At 72.6% G+C, this 22,723-nt stretch carries 19 protein-coding genes; 13 read left to right on the top strand and 6 right to left on the bottom strand.

The genetic code is table 11. The annotated features are described in order from the left end of the window. Nucleotides 1-24: 24 nt before the first annotated feature. Complete coding sequence (locus AOQ37_RS17395; RefSeq protein WP_020130247.1) at nucleotides 25-207, bottom strand: CopG family antitoxin; 183 nt, start codon at nucleotides 205-207, stop codon at nucleotides 25-27. Between the two features lie 152 nt (nucleotides 208-359). On the opposite strand from AOQ37_RS17395, the gene AOQ37_RS17390 reads away from it, so the two are divergent. Then, nucleotides 360-797, top strand: coding sequence for a MarR family winged helix-turn-helix transcriptional regulator (locus AOQ37_RS17390; protein WP_057600790.1), 438 nt, complete (start codon nucleotides 360-362; stop codon nucleotides 795-797). 31 nt (nucleotides 798-828) lie between these two features. Then, nucleotides 829-2,193, top strand: a complete 1,365-nt coding sequence (locus tag AOQ37_RS17385) for an MFS transporter (protein ID WP_107085221.1) — start codon at nucleotides 829-831, stop codon at nucleotides 2,191-2,193. Between the two features lie 172 nt (nucleotides 2,194-2,365). Here AOQ37_RS17385 and AOQ37_RS17380 read toward each other — a convergent pair whose 3' ends face one another. Continuing rightward, nucleotides 2,366-2,920, bottom strand: a complete 555-nt coding sequence (locus AOQ37_RS17380; RefSeq protein ID WP_062645439.1) for a GNAT family N-acetyltransferase — start codon at nucleotides 2,918-2,920, stop codon at nucleotides 2,366-2,368. Between the two features lie 51 nt (nucleotides 2,921-2,971). Between AOQ37_RS17380 and thpR the strand changes: the two genes are divergently transcribed. Then, nucleotides 2,972-3,544, top strand: a complete 573-nt coding sequence (gene thpR, locus AOQ37_RS17375; RefSeq protein WP_062645438.1) for an RNA 2',3'-cyclic phosphodiesterase — start codon at nucleotides 2,972-2,974, stop codon at nucleotides 3,542-3,544. 128 nt (nucleotides 3,545-3,672) lie between these two features. Here thpR and AOQ37_RS17370 read toward each other — a convergent pair whose 3' ends face one another. From AOQ37_RS17370 to AOQ37_RS17360, 3 genes are read right to left on the bottom strand one after another with little or no spacing between them, the layout of a single operon-like run. After that, complete coding sequence (locus AOQ37_RS17370; RefSeq protein ID WP_062645437.1) at nucleotides 3,673-4,665, bottom strand: aldo/keto reductase; 993 nt, start codon at nucleotides 4,663-4,665, stop codon at nucleotides 3,673-3,675. Between the two features lie 60 nt (nucleotides 4,666-4,725). Then, nucleotides 4,726-4,968, bottom strand: a complete 243-nt coding sequence (locus AOQ37_RS17365; protein ID WP_199825030.1) for a hypothetical protein — start codon at nucleotides 4,966-4,968, stop codon at nucleotides 4,726-4,728. A 54-nt stretch (nucleotides 4,969-5,022) separates the two neighbouring features. Then, nucleotides 5,023-5,697, bottom strand: coding sequence for a GDSL-type esterase/lipase family protein (locus AOQ37_RS17360; RefSeq protein ID WP_062645436.1), 675 nt, complete (start codon nucleotides 5,695-5,697; stop codon nucleotides 5,023-5,025). 101 nt (nucleotides 5,698-5,798) lie between these two features. On the opposite strand from AOQ37_RS17360, the gene AOQ37_RS17355 reads away from it, so the two are divergent. Both AOQ37_RS17355 and AOQ37_RS17350 read left to right on the top strand, forming a co-directional pair. Beyond that, the gene (locus AOQ37_RS17355) at nucleotides 5,799-6,815 is read left to right on the top strand and encodes a TolB-like translocation protein (protein WP_062645595.1); all 1,017 of its coding nucleotides are present in this window, start codon (nucleotides 5,799-5,801) and stop codon (nucleotides 6,813-6,815) included. Nucleotides 6,816-6,956: 141 nt separating this feature from the next. After that, complete coding sequence (locus AOQ37_RS17350) at nucleotides 6,957-8,477, top strand: cellulase family glycosylhydrolase (protein ID WP_062645435.1); 1,521 nt, start codon at nucleotides 6,957-6,959, stop codon at nucleotides 8,475-8,477. A gap of 163 nt (nucleotides 8,478-8,640) precedes the next feature. Here AOQ37_RS17350 and serC read toward each other — a convergent pair whose 3' ends face one another. Beyond that, nucleotides 8,641-9,759 carry a phosphoserine transaminase gene (gene serC / locus AOQ37_RS17345; protein WP_062645434.1) on the bottom strand — a complete coding sequence of 373 codons (1,119 nt, stop codon included), beginning with the start codon at nucleotides 9,757-9,759 and terminating at the stop codon, nucleotides 8,641-8,643. A 171-nt stretch (nucleotides 9,760-9,930) separates the two neighbouring features. On the opposite strand from serC, the gene AOQ37_RS17340 reads away from it, so the two are divergent. The 8 genes from AOQ37_RS17340 to AOQ37_RS17305 all read left to right on the top strand — a co-directional run bounded on the left by AOQ37_RS17340 (nucleotide 9,931) and on the right by AOQ37_RS17305 (nucleotide 22,699). Next, a complete protein-coding gene (locus AOQ37_RS17340) occupies nucleotides 9,931-12,867 on the top strand; it encodes an FAD-binding and (Fe-S)-binding domain-containing protein (protein ID WP_062645433.1) in 2,937 nt (978 codons plus the stop codon). Nucleotides 12,868-13,113: 246 nt separating this feature from the next. After that, complete coding sequence (locus AOQ37_RS17335) at nucleotides 13,114-14,238, top strand: lipid II:glycine glycyltransferase FemX (RefSeq protein WP_062645432.1); 1,125 nt, start codon at nucleotides 13,114-13,116, stop codon at nucleotides 14,236-14,238. A 144-nt stretch (nucleotides 14,239-14,382) separates the two neighbouring features. Beyond that, entirely contained in the window at nucleotides 14,383-15,351 is a 969-nt protein-coding gene (locus AOQ37_RS17330) for an EamA family transporter (RefSeq protein ID WP_199825029.1), read from the top strand. Nucleotides 15,352-15,561: 210 nt separating this feature from the next. Next, nucleotides 15,562-16,356: a TIGR03084 family metal-binding protein gene (locus AOQ37_RS17325; protein WP_062645431.1), complete on the top strand. Its 795-nt coding sequence runs from the start codon at nucleotides 15,562-15,564 to the stop codon at nucleotides 16,354-16,356. Continuing rightward, nucleotides 16,353-18,041, top strand: coding sequence for an acyclic terpene utilization AtuA family protein (locus AOQ37_RS17320; RefSeq protein ID WP_062645430.1), 1,689 nt, complete (start codon nucleotides 16,353-16,355; stop codon nucleotides 18,039-18,041). Before AOQ37_RS17325 ends, AOQ37_RS17320 begins: the two co-directional genes overlap by 4 nt. After that, the gene (locus AOQ37_RS17315; RefSeq protein ID WP_062645429.1) at nucleotides 18,038-19,636 is read left to right on the top strand and encodes an acyl-CoA carboxylase subunit beta; all 1,599 of its coding nucleotides are present in this window, start codon (nucleotides 18,038-18,040) and stop codon (nucleotides 19,634-19,636) included. Before AOQ37_RS17320 ends, AOQ37_RS17315 begins: the two co-directional genes overlap by 4 nt. Before the next feature lie 5 nt (nucleotides 19,637-19,641). Further along, a complete protein-coding gene (locus tag AOQ37_RS17310; RefSeq protein ID WP_062645428.1) occupies nucleotides 19,642-21,495 on the top strand; it encodes an acetyl/propionyl/methylcrotonyl-CoA carboxylase subunit alpha in 1,854 nt (617 codons plus the stop codon). A 58-nt stretch (nucleotides 21,496-21,553) separates the two neighbouring features. Next, nucleotides 21,554-22,699: an acyl-CoA dehydrogenase family protein gene (locus tag AOQ37_RS17305; protein WP_062645427.1), complete on the top strand. Its 1,146-nt coding sequence runs from the start codon at nucleotides 21,554-21,556 to the stop codon at nucleotides 22,697-22,699. Nucleotides 22,700-22,723: the final 24 nt, after the last annotated feature.

Below are 22,723 nucleotides of genomic sequence, written 5' to 3'. Positions count from 1 at the left end.
CGTCCGCCCGCTCGCGGCGGGGGCTCAGGTGAGGCCGTAGAACTTCTCCGTCTCCTCGACGGCGGTCTGGAACCGCTCGTCGAAGTCATCACGAATGAGCGTCTGGACGACATAGTCCTGGACGCTCATTCCCCTTTTGGCGGCATGTTGCCGGAGCCGTTCGAGCAGCTCCTCGTCTATCCGCAGGCTGAGCACACTGGTCCCCATGGGACGAGGGTCGCGGGCCCGTACCGCAGAACGGTCACTTTCCGCTGCCTACTCACTCGTTCGAGTGATGACGAGGTTTCCGTGGCCGGGCTCACGGGGAATCCCGGCACCCCTCAGCTTGTTTAGCCAGGGTAATGAGTTATCCTAAAGAGATGCCTGACCTCACCCATGGCGACAACGCTGCCGCCGTGAACTCCCTGCGTTCAGCCGTGATGCGGCTGTCCCGTCGGCTCAAGCACCAGCGGGTCGACGAGTCGCTGAGCCCCACCGAGATGTCGGTGCTCGGCACCCTTTCCCTCTGCGGCAGTGCCACCCCGGGCGAACTCGCCCGCAAGGAGCATGTGCAGCCGCCCTCGATGACCCGCATCGTGGCGCTGCTGGAGGCGAAGGGCCTGGTCCGGCTGGAGCCGCACCCCGAGGACCGGCGCCAGAAGGTCGTCACCAAGACCGAGCAGGCCGAGGCCATGCTCGAGGAGAGCCGCGCCAAGCGGAACGCCTTCCTGGCCACCCTGGTCGACGGCCTCGACGAGGACGAGTGGGCGAAACTGCGCGCCGCCGCCCCCGTGCTGGAGAAACTCGCACACCTGTAGACAGCCGTCAGGCCATGAGGAGGCGACCCTTTTGAGTTCGGGATCCGGAGCAGACTCCGCCCCCGCACCGACCACCCACGAGACCCTTGCCGAGGAGCCCGTCACGGGCACCCGCAAGTCATCCATGTTCAGCTCGTTGAAGGTCAGGAACTACCGCCTGTTCTTCATGGGCCAGGTCGTGTCCAACATCGGCACCTGGATGCAGCGCATCGCCCAGGACTGGCTGGTCCTCAGCCTCACCGGCTCCGCGACCGCCGTCGGCGTCACGACCGCCCTCCAGTTCCTGCCGATGCTGCTCTTCGGCCTCTACGGCGGTGTGCTGGTCGACCGGCTGCCCAAGCGCCGGACGTTGCTGTTCACCCAGTCCGCGATGGCCCTCACCGGCATCGCGCTCGCCGTCCTCACCCTCTCGGGCCACGTCGAGGTCTGGCACGTCTACGTCGCCGCCTTCGCCGTGGGTCTCGCGACCGTCCTGGACAACCCGGCCCGCCAGACCTTCGTCTCCGAGATGGTCGGCCCCGACCAGCTCCAGAACGCGGTCAGCCTCAACTCCGCGAACTTCCAGTCCGCCCGGCTGGTCGGTCCCGCCGTGGCGGGCGTGATGATCACCGGTGTCGGGACCGGCTGGGCGTTCCTCTTCAACGGGCTGTCCTTCGTCGCCCCCCTCGTCGGCCTGCTGCTGATGCGCTCGCGCGATCTGCACGCCGTCTCGCGCGCCCCGCGCGGCAAGGGCCAGCTGCGCGAAGGGCTCCACTACGTCGCCGGGCGCCCCGAGCTGATCTGGACGATCGTCCTCGTCGGGTTCGTGAGCACCTTCGGCTTCAACTTCCCCGTGTATCTCTCGGCCTTCGCCGACGACGTCTTCCACGCGGGCGCGGGCTCCTACAGCCTGTTCAACACCCTGATGGCGGTCGGCTCGCTGGCCGGCGCCCTGCTCGCGGCCCGGCGCGGCACGGCCCGGATGCGGGTCCTGGTCGCCGGCGCGGTGGCCTTCGGCACGATGGAGATCGTGGCCTCCATGGCCCCCTCCCTCTGGCTGTTCGCCCTGCTCATGGCCCCGATCGGGATGTTCGGCATGACGGTCAACGTCACCGCCAACAGCAGCGTCCAGATGAGCACCGACCCGGCCATGCGCGGCCGGGTGATGGCGCTCTACATGATGGTGTTCATGGGCGGCGCCCCGATCGGCGCGCCGATCGCCGGCTGGATCACCGACGCGTACGGCGTCCGCGCGGGCCTCGCGGCCGGCGGTGCCGTCTCGGCGGCCGCGGCCGTCACCGTCGGCCTGGTCCTGGCCCGGATGGGCAACCTGCGCCTGGCGGTGGGCTGGAACCGCGGCCACCCGATCGTGCGGTTCGTGCCCCGGGAGGACCGGGAGCTCGCCACGGTGGCGTGACGGCACCCGCCGTCACGGGCCACCGGTGACCCGGTCACCCGTGACCCGGTCATTCGGCCACCCGTGACCGGCCCTTTGTGACCCGGTCATCCGGCTATCCGTGACCGGCCACCCGTGACCCGGTCATTCGGCCACCCGTGACCGGCCACCCTTGGCCTGTCACCCTCGCCGGTCACCCGGAGGACGCGGCAGGGGCCGACAGGGGCCGTACCCTCCGGGCCAGCACCTGGCCCGGCCACGCGTGGTCGCCGACGGTGTACGCCTCGGTCGGGGTGAAGCCGTTGGCCTCGTAGTAGGCGACCAGCCTGCGGTCGTCACCCGCGTAACAGTCCACCCGCAGCAGGCCGACGCCCGCCCGCCGGGTCTCCTCGGCGGCGTGCGCGAGCAGGGCGCTGCCCACGCCGTGGCCCTTGAAGCGGCGGTCGGAGGCGAGCCAGTGGATGTACCGCTCGGGCTCCCCGGGCGGCGGGAGGTGCGCCAGATAGGCGCCGGGCGAGTCGGTCAGGGTGAGGGTGGCGGCCGGCACGCCGTCGGCCTCGGCGACGAACACCCAGCCCTCGTCCATGTACCGGATGACCGACTCCACCGTCTTCCGGCTCCGGGAGAGCGGTTCCGTCCCCCACTGGCCGGGCCGCCCCTGCGCGACCAGCCATTCCACGCTGCTGTCGAGCATGCCGAGTATCACGGGGACGTCGTCGGGCCCGCCTTCTCTGATGGTGATCCGCATGACGCCCATCATGCCGGGCGGACGGCCCCGCCGACCGGGAAAATCGGGGCCATGAGACTCTTCGCCGCCGTGCTGCCCCCGGCCGACATCGCCGACGAACTCGCCGTCGAGGTGGCCCGGTTGCGCACGCTGCCCGGTGCCGACGGCCTGCGCTGGACGGACCGCCCCGGCTGGCACTTCACCCTCGCCTTCTACGGCGAGGTCGACGACGGCCTCGTACCGGAGCTGACGCGGCGGCTGGACCGGGCCGCGCACCGCGGCACGCCCTTCGGCCTGGCCGTGCGGGGCGGGGGACAGTTCGGGCACGGGCGGGCGCTGTGGGCCGGGGCCGCCGGGGATGTTCCGGAGCTGCGGCTGCTGGCCGACCGCGCGGAGGCGGCGGCCCGCAAGGCGGGCGTGGAGATGGGGGAGCACCGCCGCTACAAGGCCCACCTCACGCTGGCCCGCAGCCGGGAGGCGGTCGACGTGCGGCCGTACGTCGAGGCGCTGGACGCCTTCGAGGGCCGTACCTGGACGGTGGGGGAGCTGGTGCTGGTGCGCAGCAGCCTGCCGAGGTCCGGCGTTCCCGGGGAGCAGCCCCGGTACGAGCCGGTCGGGCGCTGGGCGCTCGGCGGGGCCGGTTAGGCTCCCTGCGTGGACCCGAAGACCAGGAACCGGATCATGGCCGGTGCGCTCGTGTTGTTGTTCGTCGTGGTGGCCCTGGCGGCCGCGCTCGGCAGATAGGCCGGGCGCGACCGTCGAGGCGCGCCCCGCTACCAGGCGAAGGCCTCCGGGGAAGGGCCCGGGCCGGGGAAGATCTCGTCCAGGCCGGACAGCAGTTCCTCGCTCAGCTCCAGTTCGACCGCGCGCAGGGCGGAGTCGAGCTGCTCCGCGGTGCGCGGACCGACGATCGGACCGGTGACGCCGGGCCGGGTGAGCAGCCAGGCCAGGCCGGCCTCCCCGGGCTCCACGCCGTGCTTGTCCAGCAGGTCCTCGTAGGCCTGGATCTGCGCGCGGGCGGTGGGGTCGGCGAGGGTGTCGGCGGCCCGTCCGGAGGCGCGGCGCCCGCCCTCGGCCTGCTTCTTGATGACCCCGCCGAGCAGACCGCCGTGCAGCGGCGACCAGGGGATGACCCCGAGGCCGTACTCCTGCGCGGCCGGGATGACCTCCATCTCGGCGCGCCGCTCGGCCAGGTTGTACAGGCACTGCTCGCTGACCAGCCCGATGGTGCCGCCGCGGCGGGCGGCGGTCTCGTTGGCCTGGGCGATCTTGTAGCCGGGGAAGTTGGACGACCCCGCGTAGAGGATCTTGCCCTGCTGCACCAGTACGTCGATGGCCTGCCAGATCTCCTCGAAGGGAGTGCTGCGGTCGATGTGGTGGAACTGGTACAGGTCGATGTGGTCGGTGCCCAGCCGCTTGAGGCTGGCGTCGACGGCCCGCCGGATGTTCAGCGCGGACAGCTTGTCGTGGTTGGGCCAGGCGTCGCCGTCGGCGGCCATGTTGCCGTACACCTTGGTGGCGAGGACGACCTGGTCACGGCGCCCGCCGCCCTTGGCGAACCAGCTGCCGATGATCTCCTCGGTACGGCCCTTGTTCTCACCCCAGCCGTACACGTTCGCGGTGTCGAAGAAGTTGATGCCCGCGCCGAGCGCCGCGTCCATGATCGCGTGGCTGTCGGTCTCGTCGGTCTGCGGGCCGAAGTTCATGGTGCCGAGGACGAGGCGGCTGACCTTGAGTCCGGTACGTCCGAGCTGCGTGTACTTCATGAAGCACAAGCCAACGACTTCGAGTGCGCTCCATGCAAGGGGGGCCGGCCGGGGAACAGGTCAGTCGCGGGGGAACTTGCTGTCCTTCACGGAGCGGTCGGCCATGGCAGCCAGGTCACATGCAGAGCCGTTCAGATGACCGGGAATGTCGATGCGTAGATCGGATGCGAGCCGCTTGCGGGGGTATTTGTCACGCAGCTGCTCGAAAATGCCCGAGATGATCTCCCAGTGGTGCTGCCGCCGCGGTGACATGAAGACGTTTCCCCCGACGATCTCAGCCTTTGTTCCCTCGGGGACGGGCATCTTCTCGGATAACGGCGCGGAGCGCATATGCCAGAACCGGGTGGGGCGCGTCCCTCAGTCCGCGTACTCCCCGCCCAGGCCCCAACCCTGGTGCATCGCCTCCGCGAAGGCCGAGGCCAGCCGGTGTTCGCCGCGCTCGTTCGGGTGGGTGCCGTCGTAGGTGTGGGTGTCGATGTCCCAGGTCCGCGGTACCGAGGCCAGCAGGATCGGGGAACCCGGCTCGTCCAGGTCGGCGGCCGTCTTCGCCAGGAGTTCGTTGAAGCGGGTGACCTGCGCGGCGAAGGCCGCGTCTTCCGCGGCACGGATGTTGGGGATGACCGGCAGCCACACCATGGCGATCCGCGGGTCGGCCGCCCGGGCCTCGGCGGCGAAGGCGCGGGCGTTCTGCGCGGTCTGCTCGGCGTTCGTGTAGAAGCCCAGGTCGATCAGGCCCAGCGAGACCAGCAGGATGTCCGCCCGTGACGTCCGCACCGCCTCGCCGATCAGCGGGGCCATGTGCAGCCAGCCCTCGCCCCAGCCGGCGAGGTGTCCGCGCGGGAAGTCGGGGTCGGCGTAGGCGTACGAGACGGCCGAGTCCGTCGCCTTGTCGTAGAGCGTCTCGCGGGGACCGGTCAGCGTGAACGGGCCGCCGTACGTGGCGCACAGGTGCCGCCACACGCGGTAACGCCAGGTGTGCTCGCCCGAGCTGCCGATCGTCATCGAGTCGCCTACGGGCATGAACCTGAGCATCCGCTCATGATGAGGGATCGGCAAAGGATCACCCCCTCCGGGGGCGTGTGAGACGGGCCACGAATCCGTGAACGGCGGGGCGGGATGGCAGGCTTGTGGACATGCGCCGATCTTTCGCCGTCCGGGCCGGAGCCCTTCTCACCGGGGTCCTCCTCTCGGGTGCCTTCACCGTGCTCGCCGCGTCCACCGCGCCCTCCGCGTACGCGGCCGACGGGGACGAGGGATTCACCATCGAGGATCCGCGTATCACCGAGTCCAGCGGTCTCGCCGCCTCGCGGCAGCACCCGGGCGTCTACTGGACCCACAACGACAGCGACGACGGCCCCTACCTCTACGCCGTCGACAGCGCGACCGGGAAGACCGTCGCCCGGCTCACCCTGACCGGTGTCGGCACGCCCCGTGACGTCGAGGCGATCTCCATCGGTCCGGGCAACGAGATCTGGGTCGGCGACATCGGCGACAACCTCGGGGGCACCTGGCAGTACGTGTGGATCTACCGGCTGCCCGAGCCGGCGAAGCTCGTCGACCAGACCGTCAAGGCCACCCAGTACGTCGTGAAGTACTCCGACGGCGCCCGCGACGCCGAGTCGCTCCTCGTGCACCCCAAGACCGGGCGGGTCTACATCATCGACAAGAAGGAGGACGGCGGTCACCTCTACGAGGGGCCGGCGAAGCTCTCCGCCTCCGGGGCGAACGTCTTCGAGCCCGTCGCCGCCGTCGACCTGTGGGCCACCGACGCGGCCTTCTCGCCGGACGGCACCCAGCTCGCCGTCCGCGGTTACTTCGGCGGTATCTCCTACGCCTGGAACGGCGGGAAGATCGAGCGCGAGGGCCGGCTCGACGTGCCGCTCCAGCGGCAGGGGGAGTCCGTCACCTACTCCGCCGACGGTACCGAGCTCCTGTACGGCAGCGAGGGCGCCGGCAGCTCCGTGGTGGCGGAGGACGCGCCCGGGGGCACCGGTCGGGGCGCCGAGTCGTCGTCCGGCGGCGGGAGTCCGCGTGCCTCGGACGAGGGCGGCGGGTCCTCGGCCGGCGGCAGCGTCACGTTCGGCGCGCTGGCGGTCGCCGCGGTCTGCGTCGCCCTCTTCGGGCTCCGCCGGTTCCGGCGCCGCGACTGAGCCGCTTTCCGCGCGGAGGCGGAACCACCGCTGCCGCACTCCTTGACGTGGTCATGATGTGTCAGTTTCCTGGGGGGTGCGCGGTGCGTGGGAGCGCTCCCATGTGTTTCGGGCCCGCGCCTCCCGAGAGGAAGCAGCGAGATGTTCCGCAGCTTGCGAAGAATGCTGTGCGGCCTGGCCGCCGCGCTTCTGATCCCGCTGGGAGCCGGAGCGCAGTCGGCCCACGCGGCGGACGCCGTCGTGGCCGAGGCCGGCGCCGGTTACTGGCACACCAGCGGCCGGCAGATCCTGGACGCCGCCGGAACGCCGGTCCGGGTCGCCGGGATCAACTGGTTCGGCTTCGAGACCGGCAACCACGTCGTGCACGGCCTCTGGTCCCGCGACTACAAGAGCATGATCGACCAGATGAGGTCGCTGGGCTACAACACGATCCGCATCCCGTACAGCGACGACATCTTCAAGAGCACCACCGTCCCCGACAGCATCGACTTCAGCGGCGGCAGGAACGCCGACCTCCAGGGCCTGAACTCGCTCCAGATCCTGGACCGGATCGTGGCGTACGCAGGTCAGGGCGGTCTGAAGGTCATCCTCGACCGGCACCGGCCGGACTCGGGCGGGCAGTCGGCGCTCTGGTACACGGCCGCCGTCCCCGAGTCCACCTGGATCGCCAACCTCAAGGCGCTCGCGGCCCGTTTCCAGGGACAGGACACGGTCGTCGGCATCGACCTGCACAACGAGCCGCACGATCCCGCCTGCTGGGGCTGCGGGGACACCGCGACCGACTGGCGGCTTGCCGCGCAGCGGGCCGGCAACGCCGTCCTGTCCGTCAACCCCGCTCTGCTGATCTTCGTCGAGGGCGTGCAGACCTTCAACGGGGTCTCCGGCTGGTGGGGCGGCAACCTGATGGGCGTCGGCCAGTACCCGGTGCAGCTCGACGTGGCGAACCGGGTCGTGTACTCGGCCCACGACTACGCCACGAGCGTCGCCCAGCAGAGCTGGTTCAGCGACCCCTCGTTCCCCGCGAACATGCCGGGGATCTGGGACAAGTACTGGGGCTACATCTTCAAGCAGAACATCGCACCCGTGTGGGTGGGCGAGTTCGGCACCACGCTCCAGTCGACGGTGGACCAGAAGTGGCTGGCGGCACTGGTGAGTTACCTCCGGCCGACGTCGACCTACGGCGCCGACTCCTTCCACTGGACCTTCTGGTCCTGGAACCCCAACTCCGGTGACACGGGCGGCATCCTCAAGGACGACTGGCAGACCGTCGACACCGTGAAGGACGGGTATCTGGCGAGCGTCAAGGCACCGGGCTTCCCGGGGACCGGCGGCGGAGGAGGCGGGGGCGGCGGTGGCGGCACGGCCGCCTGCGCCGCCACGTACACCGTCAGCAGCGACTGGGGCGGCGGCTTCAACGCCGAGGTGAAGGTCACCAACACCGGTACCACGGCGATCGGTTCGTGGAAGGTGACCTGGACCTGGAGCGGCGCCCAGCGGGTGACGAGCATGTGGAACGCCTCGTACACCCAGAGCGGGACGAGCGTGACCGCGGTGAACGCCGCGCACAACGGGGCGGTCGCGGCGGGCGGTTCGGCGAGCTTCGGGTTCGGCGGGGCCCCCGGGGGCGGGGGTGTGCCGAGCGTGAGCTGCACCGCGGTGTGAGACCCGCGGCATCACGGCGTGGGCTTCGCGGCCGGATGAGGAAGGGCGCCCGGTGTGCACCGGGCGCCCTTCGCCGTCGTACGTCGTCGTGCGGGCCGTTCTGCCGCCGTACGGGCCTCGTCGTGCGAATGCCGTCGTGCGAGTGCCGTCGTGCGGGGAACGGTTACAGCTTGTCGATCACGTAGTCGATGCTCTTCGTGAGGGCCTCGACGTCGGCCGGGTCGATCGCCGGGAACATCGCGACCCGCAGCTGGTTGCGGCCGAGCTTGCGGTACGGCTCGGTGTCGACGATGCCGTTGGCGCGCAGCACCTTGGCGACGGCGGCCGCGTCCACGTCGTCGGAGAAGTCGATCGTGCCGATGACCTGGGAGCGCTTGGCCGGGTCGGCGACGAACGGGTTGGCGTACTTGACGTCCTCGGCCCAGCCGTACAGCGTGCGCGCGGAGGTGGCGGTGCGGCGCACCGACCAGTCCAGGCCGCCCTGGCCGTTGATCCACTCCAGCTGCTGGTTCAGCAGGAAGAGGGTGGACAGGGCCGGGGTGTTGTACGTCTGGTTCTTGCGGGAGTTGTCGATCGCCGTCGGCAGGCTGAAGAACTCGGGGATGTGCCGGCCGGAGGCGTGGATCCGCTCGGCGCGCTCGATCGCGGCCGGGGAGAACACACCGATCCACAGACCGCCGTCGGAGGCGAAGGACTTCTGCGGGGCGAAGTAGTAGACGTCCGTCTCGGCGATGTCGACCGGGAGGCCGCCCGCGCCGGAGGTGGCGTCCACCAGGACCAGGGAGCCCTCGTCGGCGCCCGCCACGCGCCGGATCGGGGCGGCGACACCGGTGGAGGTCTCGTTGTGGGTGAAGGCGTAGACGTCGACACCCGCCTCGGCCGCGGGCTCCGGGTGCGTGCCCGGGTCGGCGGAGACGACCGTCGGCTCCGCGAGCCAGGGAGCCAGCTTGGCGGCCTTCGCGAACTTGGACGAGAACTCGCCGAACGTCAGGTGCTGCGACTTGTTCTCGATCAGACCGTGGGTCGCGATGTCCCAGAACGCGGTGGAGCCGCCGTTGCCGAGGACGACCTCGTAGCCCTCGGGGAGGGAGAACAGCTCGGAGATGCCCTCGCGCACCTGGCCGACCAGGTTCTTGACCGGGGCCTGGCGGTGGGAGGTGCCGAGGAGGGACGTACCGGTGGCGGCCAGGGCGTCCAGCGCCTCCACCCGCACCTTGGAGGGGCCCGCGCCGAATCGACCGTCGGCGGGCTTGATGTCAGCAGGAATCTGGATCTCAGCCACGAGGGCGAGGTTAGCCGGTGGGGGAAACCTGGGTGAAACCTGGTCCGTCGGGTGAGACGGGGCGTGTCGCCGTCGTGCGGGCGGTGCCCCCGGCCACCGGCGGCCCGCACGTCCTCGCCCTCGATCGCCGGACGGGCCCCGGGGGCGGACCCATGCTGGTTTGCTGAAGTCATGACGGATCTTGAGGCCGAACTGCGCAAGGCCGTCCGGGGCGACGTCGGCTTCGACGTCACCTCCCGGGCGCTCGTGACCATGGACGCTTCGAACTACCGACGCGTCCCCCGGGGCGTGGTCGCGCCCCGTGACGGTGACGACGTGGCCGCAGTGCTGGAGATCTGCCGGGCGGCCGGGGTCGCGGTCGTCGCGCGCGGTGGCGGCACGTCCATCGCCGGGCAGGCCACCGGTGTCGGCGTGGTGCTGGACTTCACGCGTTATATGAACCGGTTGGTCACCTTGGATCCGGAGGCGCGGACGGCCGTCGTGCAGCCGGGGCTGGTGCTCGACCGGCTCCAGGAGGCCGCCGCCCCGCACGGGCTGCGTTTCGGCCCCGACCCCTCCACGCACAGCCGCTGCACGCTCGGCGGGATGATCGGCAACAACTCGTGCGGCTCCCATTCGGTGGCGTGGGGGACGACGGCGGACGGTGTGCGCGAGCTGGAGGTGGTCACCGCGCGCGGGCGGCGGCTGCGGCTCGGGCCGGGCTGGGCGGGAGCGCCGGACGGTCTGCGCGCCCTCGTCGACGGCGAGCTCGCCCGGCTGCGGACCGGATTTCCCGAGCTGCCCCGCCGTATCTCGGGCTACGCCCTGGACGCGCTGCTCCCGGAGAACGGCGCCGACGTCGCCCGGTCCTTCTGCGGCAGCGAGGGCACCCTGGGCGTGCTCACCGAGGCCGTCGTCCGGCTCGTCGAGGCGCCACGCGCGCGGGTGCTCGCGGTGCTCGGTTACCCGGACGAGGGCGCCGCCGCCGAGGCCGCCGCCGGGCTGCTGCCGTTCGGGCCGCTGACGGTGGAGGGGATGGCGGCCGACCTCGTACCGCCGGGCGCGACGGCCGGGCTGCCGCGCGGCGGGGCCTGGCTGTTCGTGGAGACGGGCGGCGGGTCGGAGAGCGAGGCACGCGCGCGTGCGGAGACGATCGTCCGCGCGGCGGACGTCCTGGACGCGCGGGTCGTACGGGATCCGGCCGGGCAGCGGGCGCTGTGGCGGATCCGCGAGGACGCGAGCGGGACGGCGACCCGCATGCCGGACGGCACGGAGGCCTGGCCCGGCTGGGAGGACTGCGCGGTGCCGCCGGCCCGGCTCGGCGCGTACCTGCGGGACTTCCGGGCACTGCTCACCGAGCACGGACTGCGGGGCGCGCCGTACGGGCACTTCGGGGACGGCTGCATCCACGTCCGTATCGACTTCGACCTGCTGACGGCGGCGGGGATCGCCCGCTTCCGCCGGTTCTCCGAGGAACTGGCCGAGCTGGTCGTGTCCCACGGCGGCTCGCTCTCCGGTGAACACGGCGACGGACAGGCGCGCGCCGAGCTGCTGCCGAGGATGTACGGGCAGGAGACGGTCGCTCTGTTCGAGCGGGCCAAGGCGGTCTGGGATCCCGACGACCTCCTCAACCCGGGGATGCTGGTGCGCCCCGCGCCCCTCGACGGCAACCTGCGCTTCGCCGTGCTGCCCCGCGAGCCGGTCGACGTGGCCTTCGGCTACCCGTCCGACGGCGGTGACTTCTCGGCGGCCGTCCGCCGGTGCGTCGGCGTCGCCAAGTGCCGTACGACGACGCCGCCGGGGGCGGTGCCGGGCGCGGGACCGGGGGCGGGGGTGATGTGCCCGTCGTTCCGGGTCACGGGCCGGGAGGAGCACTCCACGCGCGGGCGGGCGCGGCTGCTGCACGAGATGCTGGCCGGCGAGCTGGTCACCGACGGCTGGCGCTCCACCGAGGTCCGGGACGCGCTCGACCTGTGCCTGTCGTGCAAGGGCTGCCGCTCCGACTGCCCCGTCGAGGTCGACATGGCCACCTACAAGGCGGAGTTCCTGTACCACCACTACGAGGGCCGCCGGCGCCCGGCCGCCCACTGGAGCATGGGCCGGCTCCCGGTGTGGCTGCGTTGGGCGAGCCGGCTGCGGGTGACCGCCCCGCTCAACGCGCTCGCCTCGGTCGGCCCGCTCGCGAGCCTCGCCAAGCGGCTGGGCGGGATCGCGGCCGAGCGGGACCTCCCGCGGCCGGCCCGGCGGACGTTCAGCGGGTGGTGGCGGCGCAGGAGGCCCGCCCCCGGGGCGGGTCAGGCCGGCGATCTGGTGGTCCTGTGGCCCGACACCTTCACCGAGCACCTCTCGCCGTCCGTGGGCCGGGCCGCCGTACGGGTCCTGGAGGCGGCGGGGCTGCGGGTGGCGCTGCCGCCGACTCTGCTGATGCGGGGCCGGCCGGTGGGCGACGGCCGGTCGAGGAGCGCGGCCACGCTGCTGACCGCCCGCCGGGGCCGGGTCTGCTGCGGGCTGACGTACGTCTCCACCGGCCAGCTCGACCACGCGCGCGTGGTGCTGCGCCGCACGCTCGACCTGATGGAGCCGGTGCTGGAGACGTCCGCCCCGGTCGTCGTCCTGGAGCCGAGCTGCGCGGCCGCCCTGCGCACCGACCTGCCCGAGCTGCTGCACGACGACCCGCGCGCGGCCCGTCTCGCCGCCCGCGTCCTGACCTTCGCCCAGGCCCTGGAGCGGCACGCGCCCGACTGGACCCCGCCCCGCCTGGACCGTCCGGCGGTCGGCCAGACCCACTGCCACCAGCACGCGGTCCTGGGCGACGCGGCCGAGCGGCGGCTGCGCGAGGCCGCGGGTCTCACCGGTGAGCTGAGCGGCGGGTGCTGCGGCCTCGCCGGCAACTTCGGCTTCGAGAAGGGCCACTTCGAGGTGTCGGCGGCCTGCGCGGAGGAGCAGCTCCTGCCGGCCGTACGGGACGCCCCCGAGAGCGCGGTGGTTCTGGCGGACGGTTTCTCCTGCCGCACCCAGCTGGACCAGCTGGCCGGGACCCGGGGACGGCACCTCGCGGAGGTGCTGGCGGAGGGCCTGGCGGACGCAGACGAGGCAGAGGCGGAGGCGGAGGCGGAGGCAGAGGACTGAGGGGAGACCTGGGGGCCCGGGCCAGGCACGGGGCGGCCCGTCGGCAGGTCCGGGGGGAGGGCCGAGGCGGCCGGTGCAGGCCCTGCGCGGGCGGTGAGGGTGGTGAGGGCGGTGAGGGTGGCGGTGGCGGGCGTGGCTGAGCGGGGGACGGGCGGGGGCCGCTCCTACGCTGGCCGGGACGGTCGTCCGGCGCTGCGCACGGGCCGACGCCCCGAACCCGAACCGCCATTCGAAGGAGCCCGGCGTATGAGTCTGCGCGTCCAGTCCATCACCCGTGACGAGCACCTGGCGTTCGTCGCGGGCCGCCCCGCCGCCAGCCATATGCAGATCCCGTCGTGGGGCGACGTGAAGCCGGACTGGCGGGCCGAGAGCCTGGGCTGGACCGACGGGACGGGCGCGCTCGTGGGGGTGGGGCTGGTGCTGTTGCGGCCGCTGCCGAGGCTGCGCAAGTACCTGGCGTATCTGCCCGAGGGGCCGCTCGTGGACTGGCACGCGCCGGACCTGGTCGAGCGCTGGCTGGAGCCGATGCTCGCGTGGCTGAAGGCGCGGGGGGCGTTCTCGGTGAAGATGGGCCCGCCCGTCGTCGTACGGCGCTGGAGTGCCGAGGCGGTCAAGGCGGCCATCGCGGACCCGGGCGCCCACCGGCTGCGGGACGCCGAGGCGAGTTCGTACGAGCCGCGCGCCCTCGGCGTCGCCGACCGGCTGCGCCGCGCAGGCTGGCAGCAGAGCGAGCCGGGCGGCGAGGACGGCTTCGCGGCCGGCCAGCCCCGCTACGTCTTCCAGATCCCGTTCGCGGGACGCACGCTCGATGACATCCACGGCGGCCTCAACCAGCAGTGGCGGCGCAACATCAAGAAGGCCGAGAAGGCGGGCGTGAAGGTCGTCCGGGGCGGTGCGGAGGACCTTCCGGCGTTCTACGGGCTGTACACCGAGACCGCCGAACGCGACCGCTTCCTCCCACGGCCGCTGTCCTACTTCGAGCGTATGTGGAGCGCGTTGAACGCCGAACACCCCGACCGGATGCGGCTCTACCTCGCCCACCACGACGGCGAGGTCCTCGCCGCGGCGACCATGCTGACCGTCGGCGAGCACGTCTGGTACTCCTACGGCGCCTCCACCGGCCGCAGGCGCGAGGTCCAGCCGAACAACGCCATGCAGTGGCGCATGATGACCGACGCCCATGAACAGGGCGCCGCCGTCTACGACCTCAGGGGGATCACCGACACCCTGGAGGAGTCCAACCACCTGCTCGGCCTGCTCCGCTTCAAGGTGGGCACGGGCGGCCAGGCCGTGGAGTACCTGGGCGAGTGGGACTTCCCGCTCAACAAGCTGCTGCACCGGGCGCTGGACCTCTACATGTCGCGCAGATAGCCACCCGCGCGAGCGCTCCGGCGGCCGACGTCTCACAGCCCGAGACAGCGGCAAAACGGGTTCACACACCTGACGGAGTCCATTACCCTGGACTGGACAGTGCAGCGTGATGTACGTATCCCGAGCCGAGCACCAGGACCGCCCGTGACTGCCCCCGACACCGCCGCCACACCCCAGCTCGCCCCCACCGGCGCGACGACCGGCTCCCCCGGCCCGCAGGGCCGGCTGGGAGCCCTCGGCCCGGTCGGCCTCGTGCTCGCCGGAGGCATCTCGGTGCAGTTCGGCGGCGCCCTGGCGGTGACGCTGATGCCGAGGGCGGGCGCGCTGGGCGTGGTGGCGCTGCGGCTGCTGGTGGCGGCGGTGGTCCTGCTCGTCGTCTGCCGGCCCCGGCTGCGCGGCCACTCCCGCACGGACTGGGGCACGGTCGTCGTGTTCGGCGTCACCATGGCCGCGATGAACGGCCTCTTCTACCAGGCGGTGGACCGCATCCCGCTGGGCGCGGCGGTGACGCTGGAGGTCCTCGGCCCCCTCGCGCTCTCGGTGGTGGTCTCGCGCCGCGCGCTGAACCTGGTCTGGGCCGGTCTGGCCCTCGTGGGCGTCTTCCTGCTCAGCGGGGGCGGTGGGCACGGCGGTGACGGGTCGGGGTTCGGCGGCGGCCTCGATCTGGTGGGCGTCGCGTTCGCGCTGGGCGCGGGGGCCATGTGGGCGGCGTACATCGTCTTCAGCGCCCGCACCGGCCGCCGCTTCCCGCAGGCGGACGGCCTGGCCCTGGCGATGGGGGTGGGCGCGCTGCTCTTCCTGCCCCTGGGTCTCGCCGAGTCGGGCACGAAGCTGGCCGACCCGGTGACGCTGGGCCTGGGCGCGGCGGTGGCCCTGCTCTCCTCGGTCCTCCCCTACACCCTCGAACTCCTCGCCCTGCGCCGGATGCCCGCCTCCACCTTCGCGATCCTGATGAGCCTGGAACCGGCCGTGGCCGCCACCGCGGGCTTCCTCATCCTCGACCAGGCCCTGACCACGCTCCAGGCGGCCGCGATCGCCCTGGTCGTCGCGGCGAGCATGGGTGCGGTCCGCACCCAGGTGGGCCGGCCGAAGTCGGCGGTCCCGGAAGCCTGACCGGCCCCCCGCCGGGGGCGCCGACGCCTGTCGACGACAGCGTCAGGCGGGCCCGCCTGACGACAGCGACAGACGGGCCCGCCCCCACGACGGCTCGCGCGTCGGCGAGACGGCAGGCCCGCACGCGGCCCGCGAGGGGCCCGCGAGGCCTCCGGGTAATTCATGCAAGCATGCTTGATTGTTTCTTGTCCCGCTGCCATGCTCCACCCCATGGCCGACCCGACGCCCGTGCTCGACGACCTCCGTGCCGAAAGCGACGAACTCGACCGGCTGGTGGCCGGGTTGAGTTCCGAGCGGTGGACACTGCCGACGCCCGCCCCCGGCTGGACCGTCGCCCACCAGATCGCCCATCTCGCCTGGACCGACCACTCCTCCGTGCTGGCCGTGACCGATCAGGACGCGTTCTCCCGCGAGGTCGAGAAGGCGCTGGCCGCGCCCGGGGACTTCGTCGACACCGGCGCGCGGGAGGGCGCGGCCAAGCCGCCCGAGCGGCTGCTCGCGGACTGGCGGGCCGGCCGCGAGGCCCTGGCGGACGCCCTGCGGAAGGCACCCGCGGGAGCCCGCTTCCCCTGGTACGGGCCGCCCATGTCGGCCGCCTCCATGGCCACCGCCCGGCTCATGGAGACCTGGGCCCACGGCCAGGACGTGGCGGAGGCGCTGGGCGCGACGCCCGCACCCACCGACCGGCTCCGGCACATCGTCCGGCTCGGCGTCCGCACCCGGGACTTCGCCTTCGGCGTGCACGGACTGCCCACGCCGTTCGAGGAGTTCCGGGTGGAGCTGCGCGGCCCGTCCGACGAGCTGTGGACGTACGGCCCGGAGAACGCCGCGGACCGCGTGACCGGCCCCGCCCTCGACTTCTGCCTCCTGGTCACCCAGCGTGCCCACCGCGCCGACCTCGCGTTGCGCGCCGAGGGTCCCGACGCGGACCGCTGGCTGGACATCGCCCAGGCCTTCGCGGGCCCGCCCGGCGGCGGCCGCGCGCCGAAGGGAACCGCCCGGTGACGGTCCTGCGCATCGGCAACGCGTCCGGCTTCTACGGCGACCGCTTCGACGCCCTGCGCGAGATGCTCACCGGCGGCGAACTCGACGTCGTCACCGGCGACTACCTCGCCGAACTGACCATGCTGATCCTCGGCCGCGACCGGCTGAAGAACCCCGCCGGCGGTTACGCCCGCACCTTCCTCCGGCAGCTGGAGGAGTCCCTCGGCCTCGCCCACGACCGCGGCGTGCGCGTCGTCACCAACGCCGGAGGCCTCAATCCGGCCGGACTCGCCGACGCCGTGCGGCAGTTGGCGGAGCGGCTCGGTATCCCGGTACGCGTCGCGCATGTCGAGGGCGACGACCTCGGCGCCCGTTATCCGGGCAGCCTCACCGCCCACGCCTACCTCGGCGGCTCCGGTATCGCCGCCTGTCTGCGCGAGGGCGCGGAGGTCGTCGTCACCGGGCGGGTCACCGACGCGGCCCTCGTCACCGGCCCGGCCGTCGCCCATTTCGGCTGGGGGCCCGGGGAGTACGACCGGCTCGCGGGCGCCGTCGTCGCCGGACACGTCCTGGAGTGCGGGACGCAGGCCACCGGCGGAAACTACGCCTTCTTCGCCGAGGGGGGCCGGGACCTGCGGCGGCCCGGTTTCCCGCTCGCCGAGATCCACGAGGACGGCAGCTGTGTCATCACCAAGCACCCCGGCACCGGCGGCTTCGTCGACGTCGGCACGGTGACCGCCCAGCTGCTGTACGAGACGGCGGGCGCCCGCTACGCCGGCCCCGACGTCACCGCCCGCCTGGACACGGTACGGCTCACCCAGGACGGTCCCGACCGGGTCCGGATCCACGGCGTGCGCGGGGAGGCCCCGCCCCCGACCCTGAAGGTCGGCCGCACCCGCCTCGGCGGCTTCCGCAACGAGGTCGTCTTCGTGCTCACCGGCCTGGACATCGAGGCCAAGGCCGCGCTCGTGCGGGAACAGATGGCCCAGGCCTTCCTCAAGTCCCGTCCGGCGGAGGTCCGTTGGGAGCTGGTCCGCACCGACCGGCCCGACGCCGACACCGAGGAGACCGCGAGCGCACTGCTGCGGCTCGTCGTGCGCGACCCCGAACAGGATTCCGTGGGACGGGCGTTGAGCGGGGCGGCCGTGGAGCTGGCGCTGGCCGGGTATCCCGGCTTCCATGTGCTCGCGCCGCCCGGCAAGGGCTCCCCCTACGGCGTGTTCGAGGCCGCGTACGTGCCGCAGGATGAGGTCGGGCACCTCGCCGTCCTCGACGACGGCCGTCGCCTGCCCGTGGCCGCGCCCCCGGCCGAAGGCACCCGCGTGCTCGAGAAGGTGCCGGAACCGGACCTGCCGGATCCGCTGCCGCCGGGTCCGCTACGGCGGGCGCCGCTGGGGCTCGTGGCGGGCGCCCGCAGCGGCGACAAGGGCGGCGACGCCAACGTGGGGGTGTGGGCCCGGACGGACGAGGCCTGGCGCTGGCTCGCCCACGAACTGACGACCGACAGGTTCCGGCAGCTCGTCCCCGAGAGCCGCGAGCTGACCGTCACCCGGCACACCCTGCCCCGGCTGCGCGCCCTGAACTTCGTCGTCGAGGGCCTCCTCGGCGCCGGGGTCGCCGCCCAGCACCGCTTCGACCCGCAGGCCAAGGCACTCGGCGAATGGCTGCGCTCCCGACACCTGGACATCCCGGAGGCCCTCCTGTGACGGCTCTGACGTCCGCCCTGGACATCCAGGGCCCCGACTACCGCGCGCACCGCGAGACCATGCTCGCCAAGCTCGCCGACCTCGACGCCGAACACACGAAGGCGCTGGCCGGGGGAGGGGAGAAGTACGTCGCCCGGCACCGCGCCCGCGGCAAACTCCTCGCCCGCGAGCGCGTCGAGCTGCTCCTCGACCCCGACACGCCGTTCCTGGAGCTGTCGCCGCTCGCCGCCTGGGGCAGCGAGTACACGGTGGGCGCCTCCCTCGTCACCGGCATCGGCGTCGTCGAGGGCGTGGAGTGCCTGATCACCGCCAACGACCCGACCGTGCGCGGGGGCGCCAGCAACCCCTGGTCCCTGAAGAAGGCCCTGCGCGCCAACGACATCGCCCTCGCCAACCGGCTGCCCTGCATCAGCCTGGTGGAGTCGGGCGGCGCCGACCTTCCGTCGCAGAAGGAGATCTTCATCCCGGGCGGGGCCGTCTTCCGCGACCTGACCCGCCTCTCCGCCGCCGGGATCCCGACCGTCGCCGTCGTCTTCGGGAACTCGACCGCGGGCGGTGCCTACATCCCCGGCATGTCCGACCACGCGATCATGGTCAAGGAACGCGCGAAGGTGTTCCTCGGCGGGCCGCCCCTGGTGAAGATGGCGACCGGCGAGGAGAGCGACGACGAGTCGCTGGGCGGCGCGGAGATGCACGCGCGCGTGTCCGGCCTCGCCGACCACTTCGCCGCCGACGAGCGGGACGCGCTGCGGCAGGCACGCCGCGTGGTGGCCCGCCTCAACCACCGCAAGGCGTACCGCGACCCGGGCCCGGCCCTCCCTCCCAAGTACGACGAGGAAGAGCTCCTGGGCATCGTCCCCGGCGATCTGCGCACCCCCTTCGACCCGCGCGAGGTGATCGCCCGGATCGTCGACGCCTCCGACTTCGACGAGTTCAAGCCCCTCTACGGGACGAGCCTCGTCACCGGCTGGGCGACCCTGCACGGCTACCCCGTCGGGATCCTGGCCAACGCCCAGGGCGTGATCTTCAGCGCGGAGTCCCAGAAGGCCGCCCAGTTCATCCAGCTGGCCAACCAGCGCGACATCCCGCTGCTCTTCCTGCACAACACCACCGGCTACATGGTCGGCAAGGAGTACGAGCAGGGCGGCATCATCAAGCACGGCGCGATGATGATCAACGCGGTCGCCAACTCGAAGGTCCCGCACCTGTCCGTCCTCCTGGGCGCCTCGTACGGCGCCGGCCACTACGGCATGTGCGGACGCGCCTACGACCCCCGGTTCCTCTTCGCCTGGCCGAGCGCCAAGTCGGCGGTGATGGGTCCGCAGCAGCTCGCCGGGGTCCTGTCCATCGTCGCCCGGCAGTCGGCGGCCGCGAAGGGGCACCCCTACGACGACGACGCGGACGCCGCACTGCGCGCCATGGTGGAGCAGCAGATCGAGTCCGAGTCGCTGCCGATGTTCCTGTCCGGGCGGCTGTACGACGACGGTGTCATCGACCCGCGCGACACCCGCACCGTTCTCGGCCTGTGCCTGTCGGCCGTCCACACCGCGCCCTTCGAGGGCGCGCGGGGCGGCTTCGGCGTCTTCCGGATGTGAGGCTCATGATTACTTCCGTTCTGGTGGCCAACCGCGGCGAGATCGCCTGCCGGGTGTTCCGCACCTGCCGCGAGGCGGGCATCCGCACCGTCGCCGTGTACTCGGACGCCGACGCCGGCGCCCTCCACGCGCGCGTGGCCGACGCCGCCGTACGGCTGCCGGGCAGCGCGCCCGCGGACACCTACCTGCGCGCCGACCTCGTGGTGAAGGCCGCCGTCGGCGCGGGCGCGGACGCCGTGCACCCCGGCTACGGCTTCCTCTCCGAGAACGCCGACTTCGCGCGCGCCGTCCTGGACGCGGGCCTCGTCTGGATCGGGCCGCCGCCCGAGGCGATCGAGGCGATGGCGTCCAAGACCCGCGCCAAACAGCTCATGGGGCTCGCCCCGCTCGCCTCGGACGCGGTGACGGAGGCCGACCTGCCCGTGCTGGTGAAGGCGGCCGCGGGCGGCGGCGGGCGCGGTATGCGCGTCGTACGCCGTCTGACGGAGCTGGACGCCGCGCTGGAGGGCGCCGGGGCCGAGGCGGCCGGCGCGTTCGGCGACGGCGAGGTGTTCGTCGAGCCGTACGTCGAGAACGGCCGCCATGTCGAGGTGCAGATCCTCGCCGACACCCACGGCACGGTGTGGGCGCTCGGCACCCGCGACTGCTCCCTCCAGCGGCGCCACCAGAAGGTGATCGAGGAGGCGCCGGCCCCCGGCCTGTCCGAGCGGACGGCGCAGGAACTGCGCACGCTGGCGGTGCGCGCCGCGCGGGCCGTGTCCTACGTCGGCGCCGGCACGGTCGAGTTCCTCGTCGCCGACGGCCGCGCGCACTTCCTGGAGATGAACACCCGCCTCCAGGTGGAACACCCCGTCACCGAGGCCGTCTTCGGCCTCGACCTGGTGGCCGAGCAGATCCGGATCGCCGAGGGCGCCGCCCTGGACCCCGAGCCCCCACGCGCGCGTGGCCACGCCGTCGAGGCCCGCCTGTACGCCGAGGACCCGGCGAACGACTGGACTCCGCAGACCGGCACCCTGCACCGCCTGGCCGTCCCCGAGGGCGTCCGCCTGGACACCGGCTTCGGCGACGGCGACGACATCGGCGTCCACTACGACCCCATGCTCGCCAAGGTCGTCGCCCACGCCCCCACGCGCGCGGAGGCGATCCGCAGACTCGCGGGCGCCCTGGAACGCACCGTCCTGCACGGCCCGGTCACCAACCGCGAGCTGCTGGTCCGCTCCCTGCGCCACGCGGAGTTCACCTCCGCCCGCATGGACACCGGCTTCTACGACCGGCACCTCCCCGACCTCACCGTCCCGGCCCCCGAGCCGTACGCCCCGCTGGCCGCCGCCCTCGCGGACGCGCGCACCCGCTCGCCGCTCGGCGGCTGGCGCAACCTGCCGTCCCAGCCGCAGACGAAGCGGTACGCGGCGGCGGGCGAGGAGACGGAGGTCCGCTACCACCACACCCGGACCGGCCTCACGGCCGAGGGCGTTCAGGTGGTGCACGCGGACCCCGGCCTGGTCGTCCTGGAGATCGACGGGGTACGGCGGCGGTTCGAGGTCGCCCGCTACGGCGACCGCGTCCACGTCAACGGCACCGCCCTCACGGAGCTGCCCCGCTTCCCCGACCCGGAGGCCCAGCACGCCCCCGGTTCGCTGCTCGCGCCGATGCCCGGCACGGTCGTCAAGCTCGCGGACGGCCTCATCACCGGATCGAGTGTCCGCTCCGGTGAACCGCTGCTGTGGCTCGAAGCGATGAAGATGCAACACGTCATCTCGGCCCCGGCGGACGGGACCCTGACGGCGTTGCCGGTGACGACGGGACAGCAGGTGGAGGTGGGCACCCTCCTGGCCGTCGTCGAGGGAGACGCGCCCTGAGGGCGTGGGAGACCGCCGCGCGACCGGCCACGACGCACTCGCAGACGAAGGAGTCACATTGAGCACGCTGATCGAATCCGACGAGCACAAGGCACTCCGCAAGGCGGTTACGTCCTTCGCCAGGAGCCACGCCCACGACTCCGACGCGGAGCGCGGCGGCCTCTGGCAGGAAGCCGCCAAGCTCGGCTATATCGGCGTCAACCTGCCGGAGGAGTACGGCGGCGGGGGCGGCGGCATCGCGGAACTCTCCCTGGTGCTCGAGGAGCTCGGGGCCGCCGGAGCCCCGCTGCTGATGATGATCGTCTCCCCGGCGATCTGCGGCACGGTCATCGCCCGCTTCGGCACCGAGGCCCAGAAGCGGGAGTGGCTGCCCGCCCTGGCCGACGGCAGCCGTCTGATGGCCTTCGGCATCACCGAACCCGACGCCGGCTCCAACAGCCACCGCATCACCACCACCGCCCGCCGCGACCCCGCGAGCGGCGACTGGCTGTTGACAGGCCGCAAGGTCTTCGTCTCCGGCGTCGACATCGCCGACGCCACCCTGATCGTCGGCCGCACCGAGGACGCCCGCACCGGCAGCCTCAAGCCCTGCCTGTTCATCGTCCCGCGCGACGCCGAGGGCTTCTCCCGCCGCCGGATCGACATGGAACTGGACAGCGTGGAGAAGCAGTTCGAGCTCGTCCTGGACGAGGTGCGGCTCCCGGCGGAGGCGCTCGTCGGCGACGAGGACGCGGGCCTGCTCCAGCTCTTCGCCGGGCTCAACCCCGAGCGCATCATGACGGCCGCCTTCGCGATCGGCATGGGCCGGCACGCGCTCGCCAAGGCGATCGCGTACGCGCGCGAACGCACCGTCTGGAAGGCCCCGATCGGAGCCCACCAGGCCATCGCGCACCCCCTCGCGCAGGCCCACATCGATCTCGAACTGGCCCGTCTGATGATGCAGAAGGCGGCCCAGCTGTACGACGCGGGGGACGACGTCGGCGCGGGCGAGGCCGCCAACATGGCCAAGTACGCGGCCGGGGAGGCCTGTGTGAAGGCCGTCGACCAGTCCGTGCACACCCTCGGCGGCAACGGCCTCACCCGCGAGTTCGGCCTCGGCAGGCTGATAACCGCCTCGCGCGTGGCTCGTATCGCCCCGGTGAGCCGGGAGATGATTCTCAACTACGTCTCCCACCAGACCCTGGGCCTGCCCAAGTCGTACTGACCGCAGCCGGCGCCCGTCGTGCCC

The sequence above is a fragment of the Streptomyces maremycinicus genome (assembly GCF_001184025.1).
GTDB classification, from domain to species: Bacteria; Actinomycetota; Actinomycetes; order Streptomycetales; family Streptomycetaceae; genus Streptomyces; species Streptomyces maremycinicus.
This window is presented reverse-complemented; position numbering and strand designations above follow the sequence as displayed.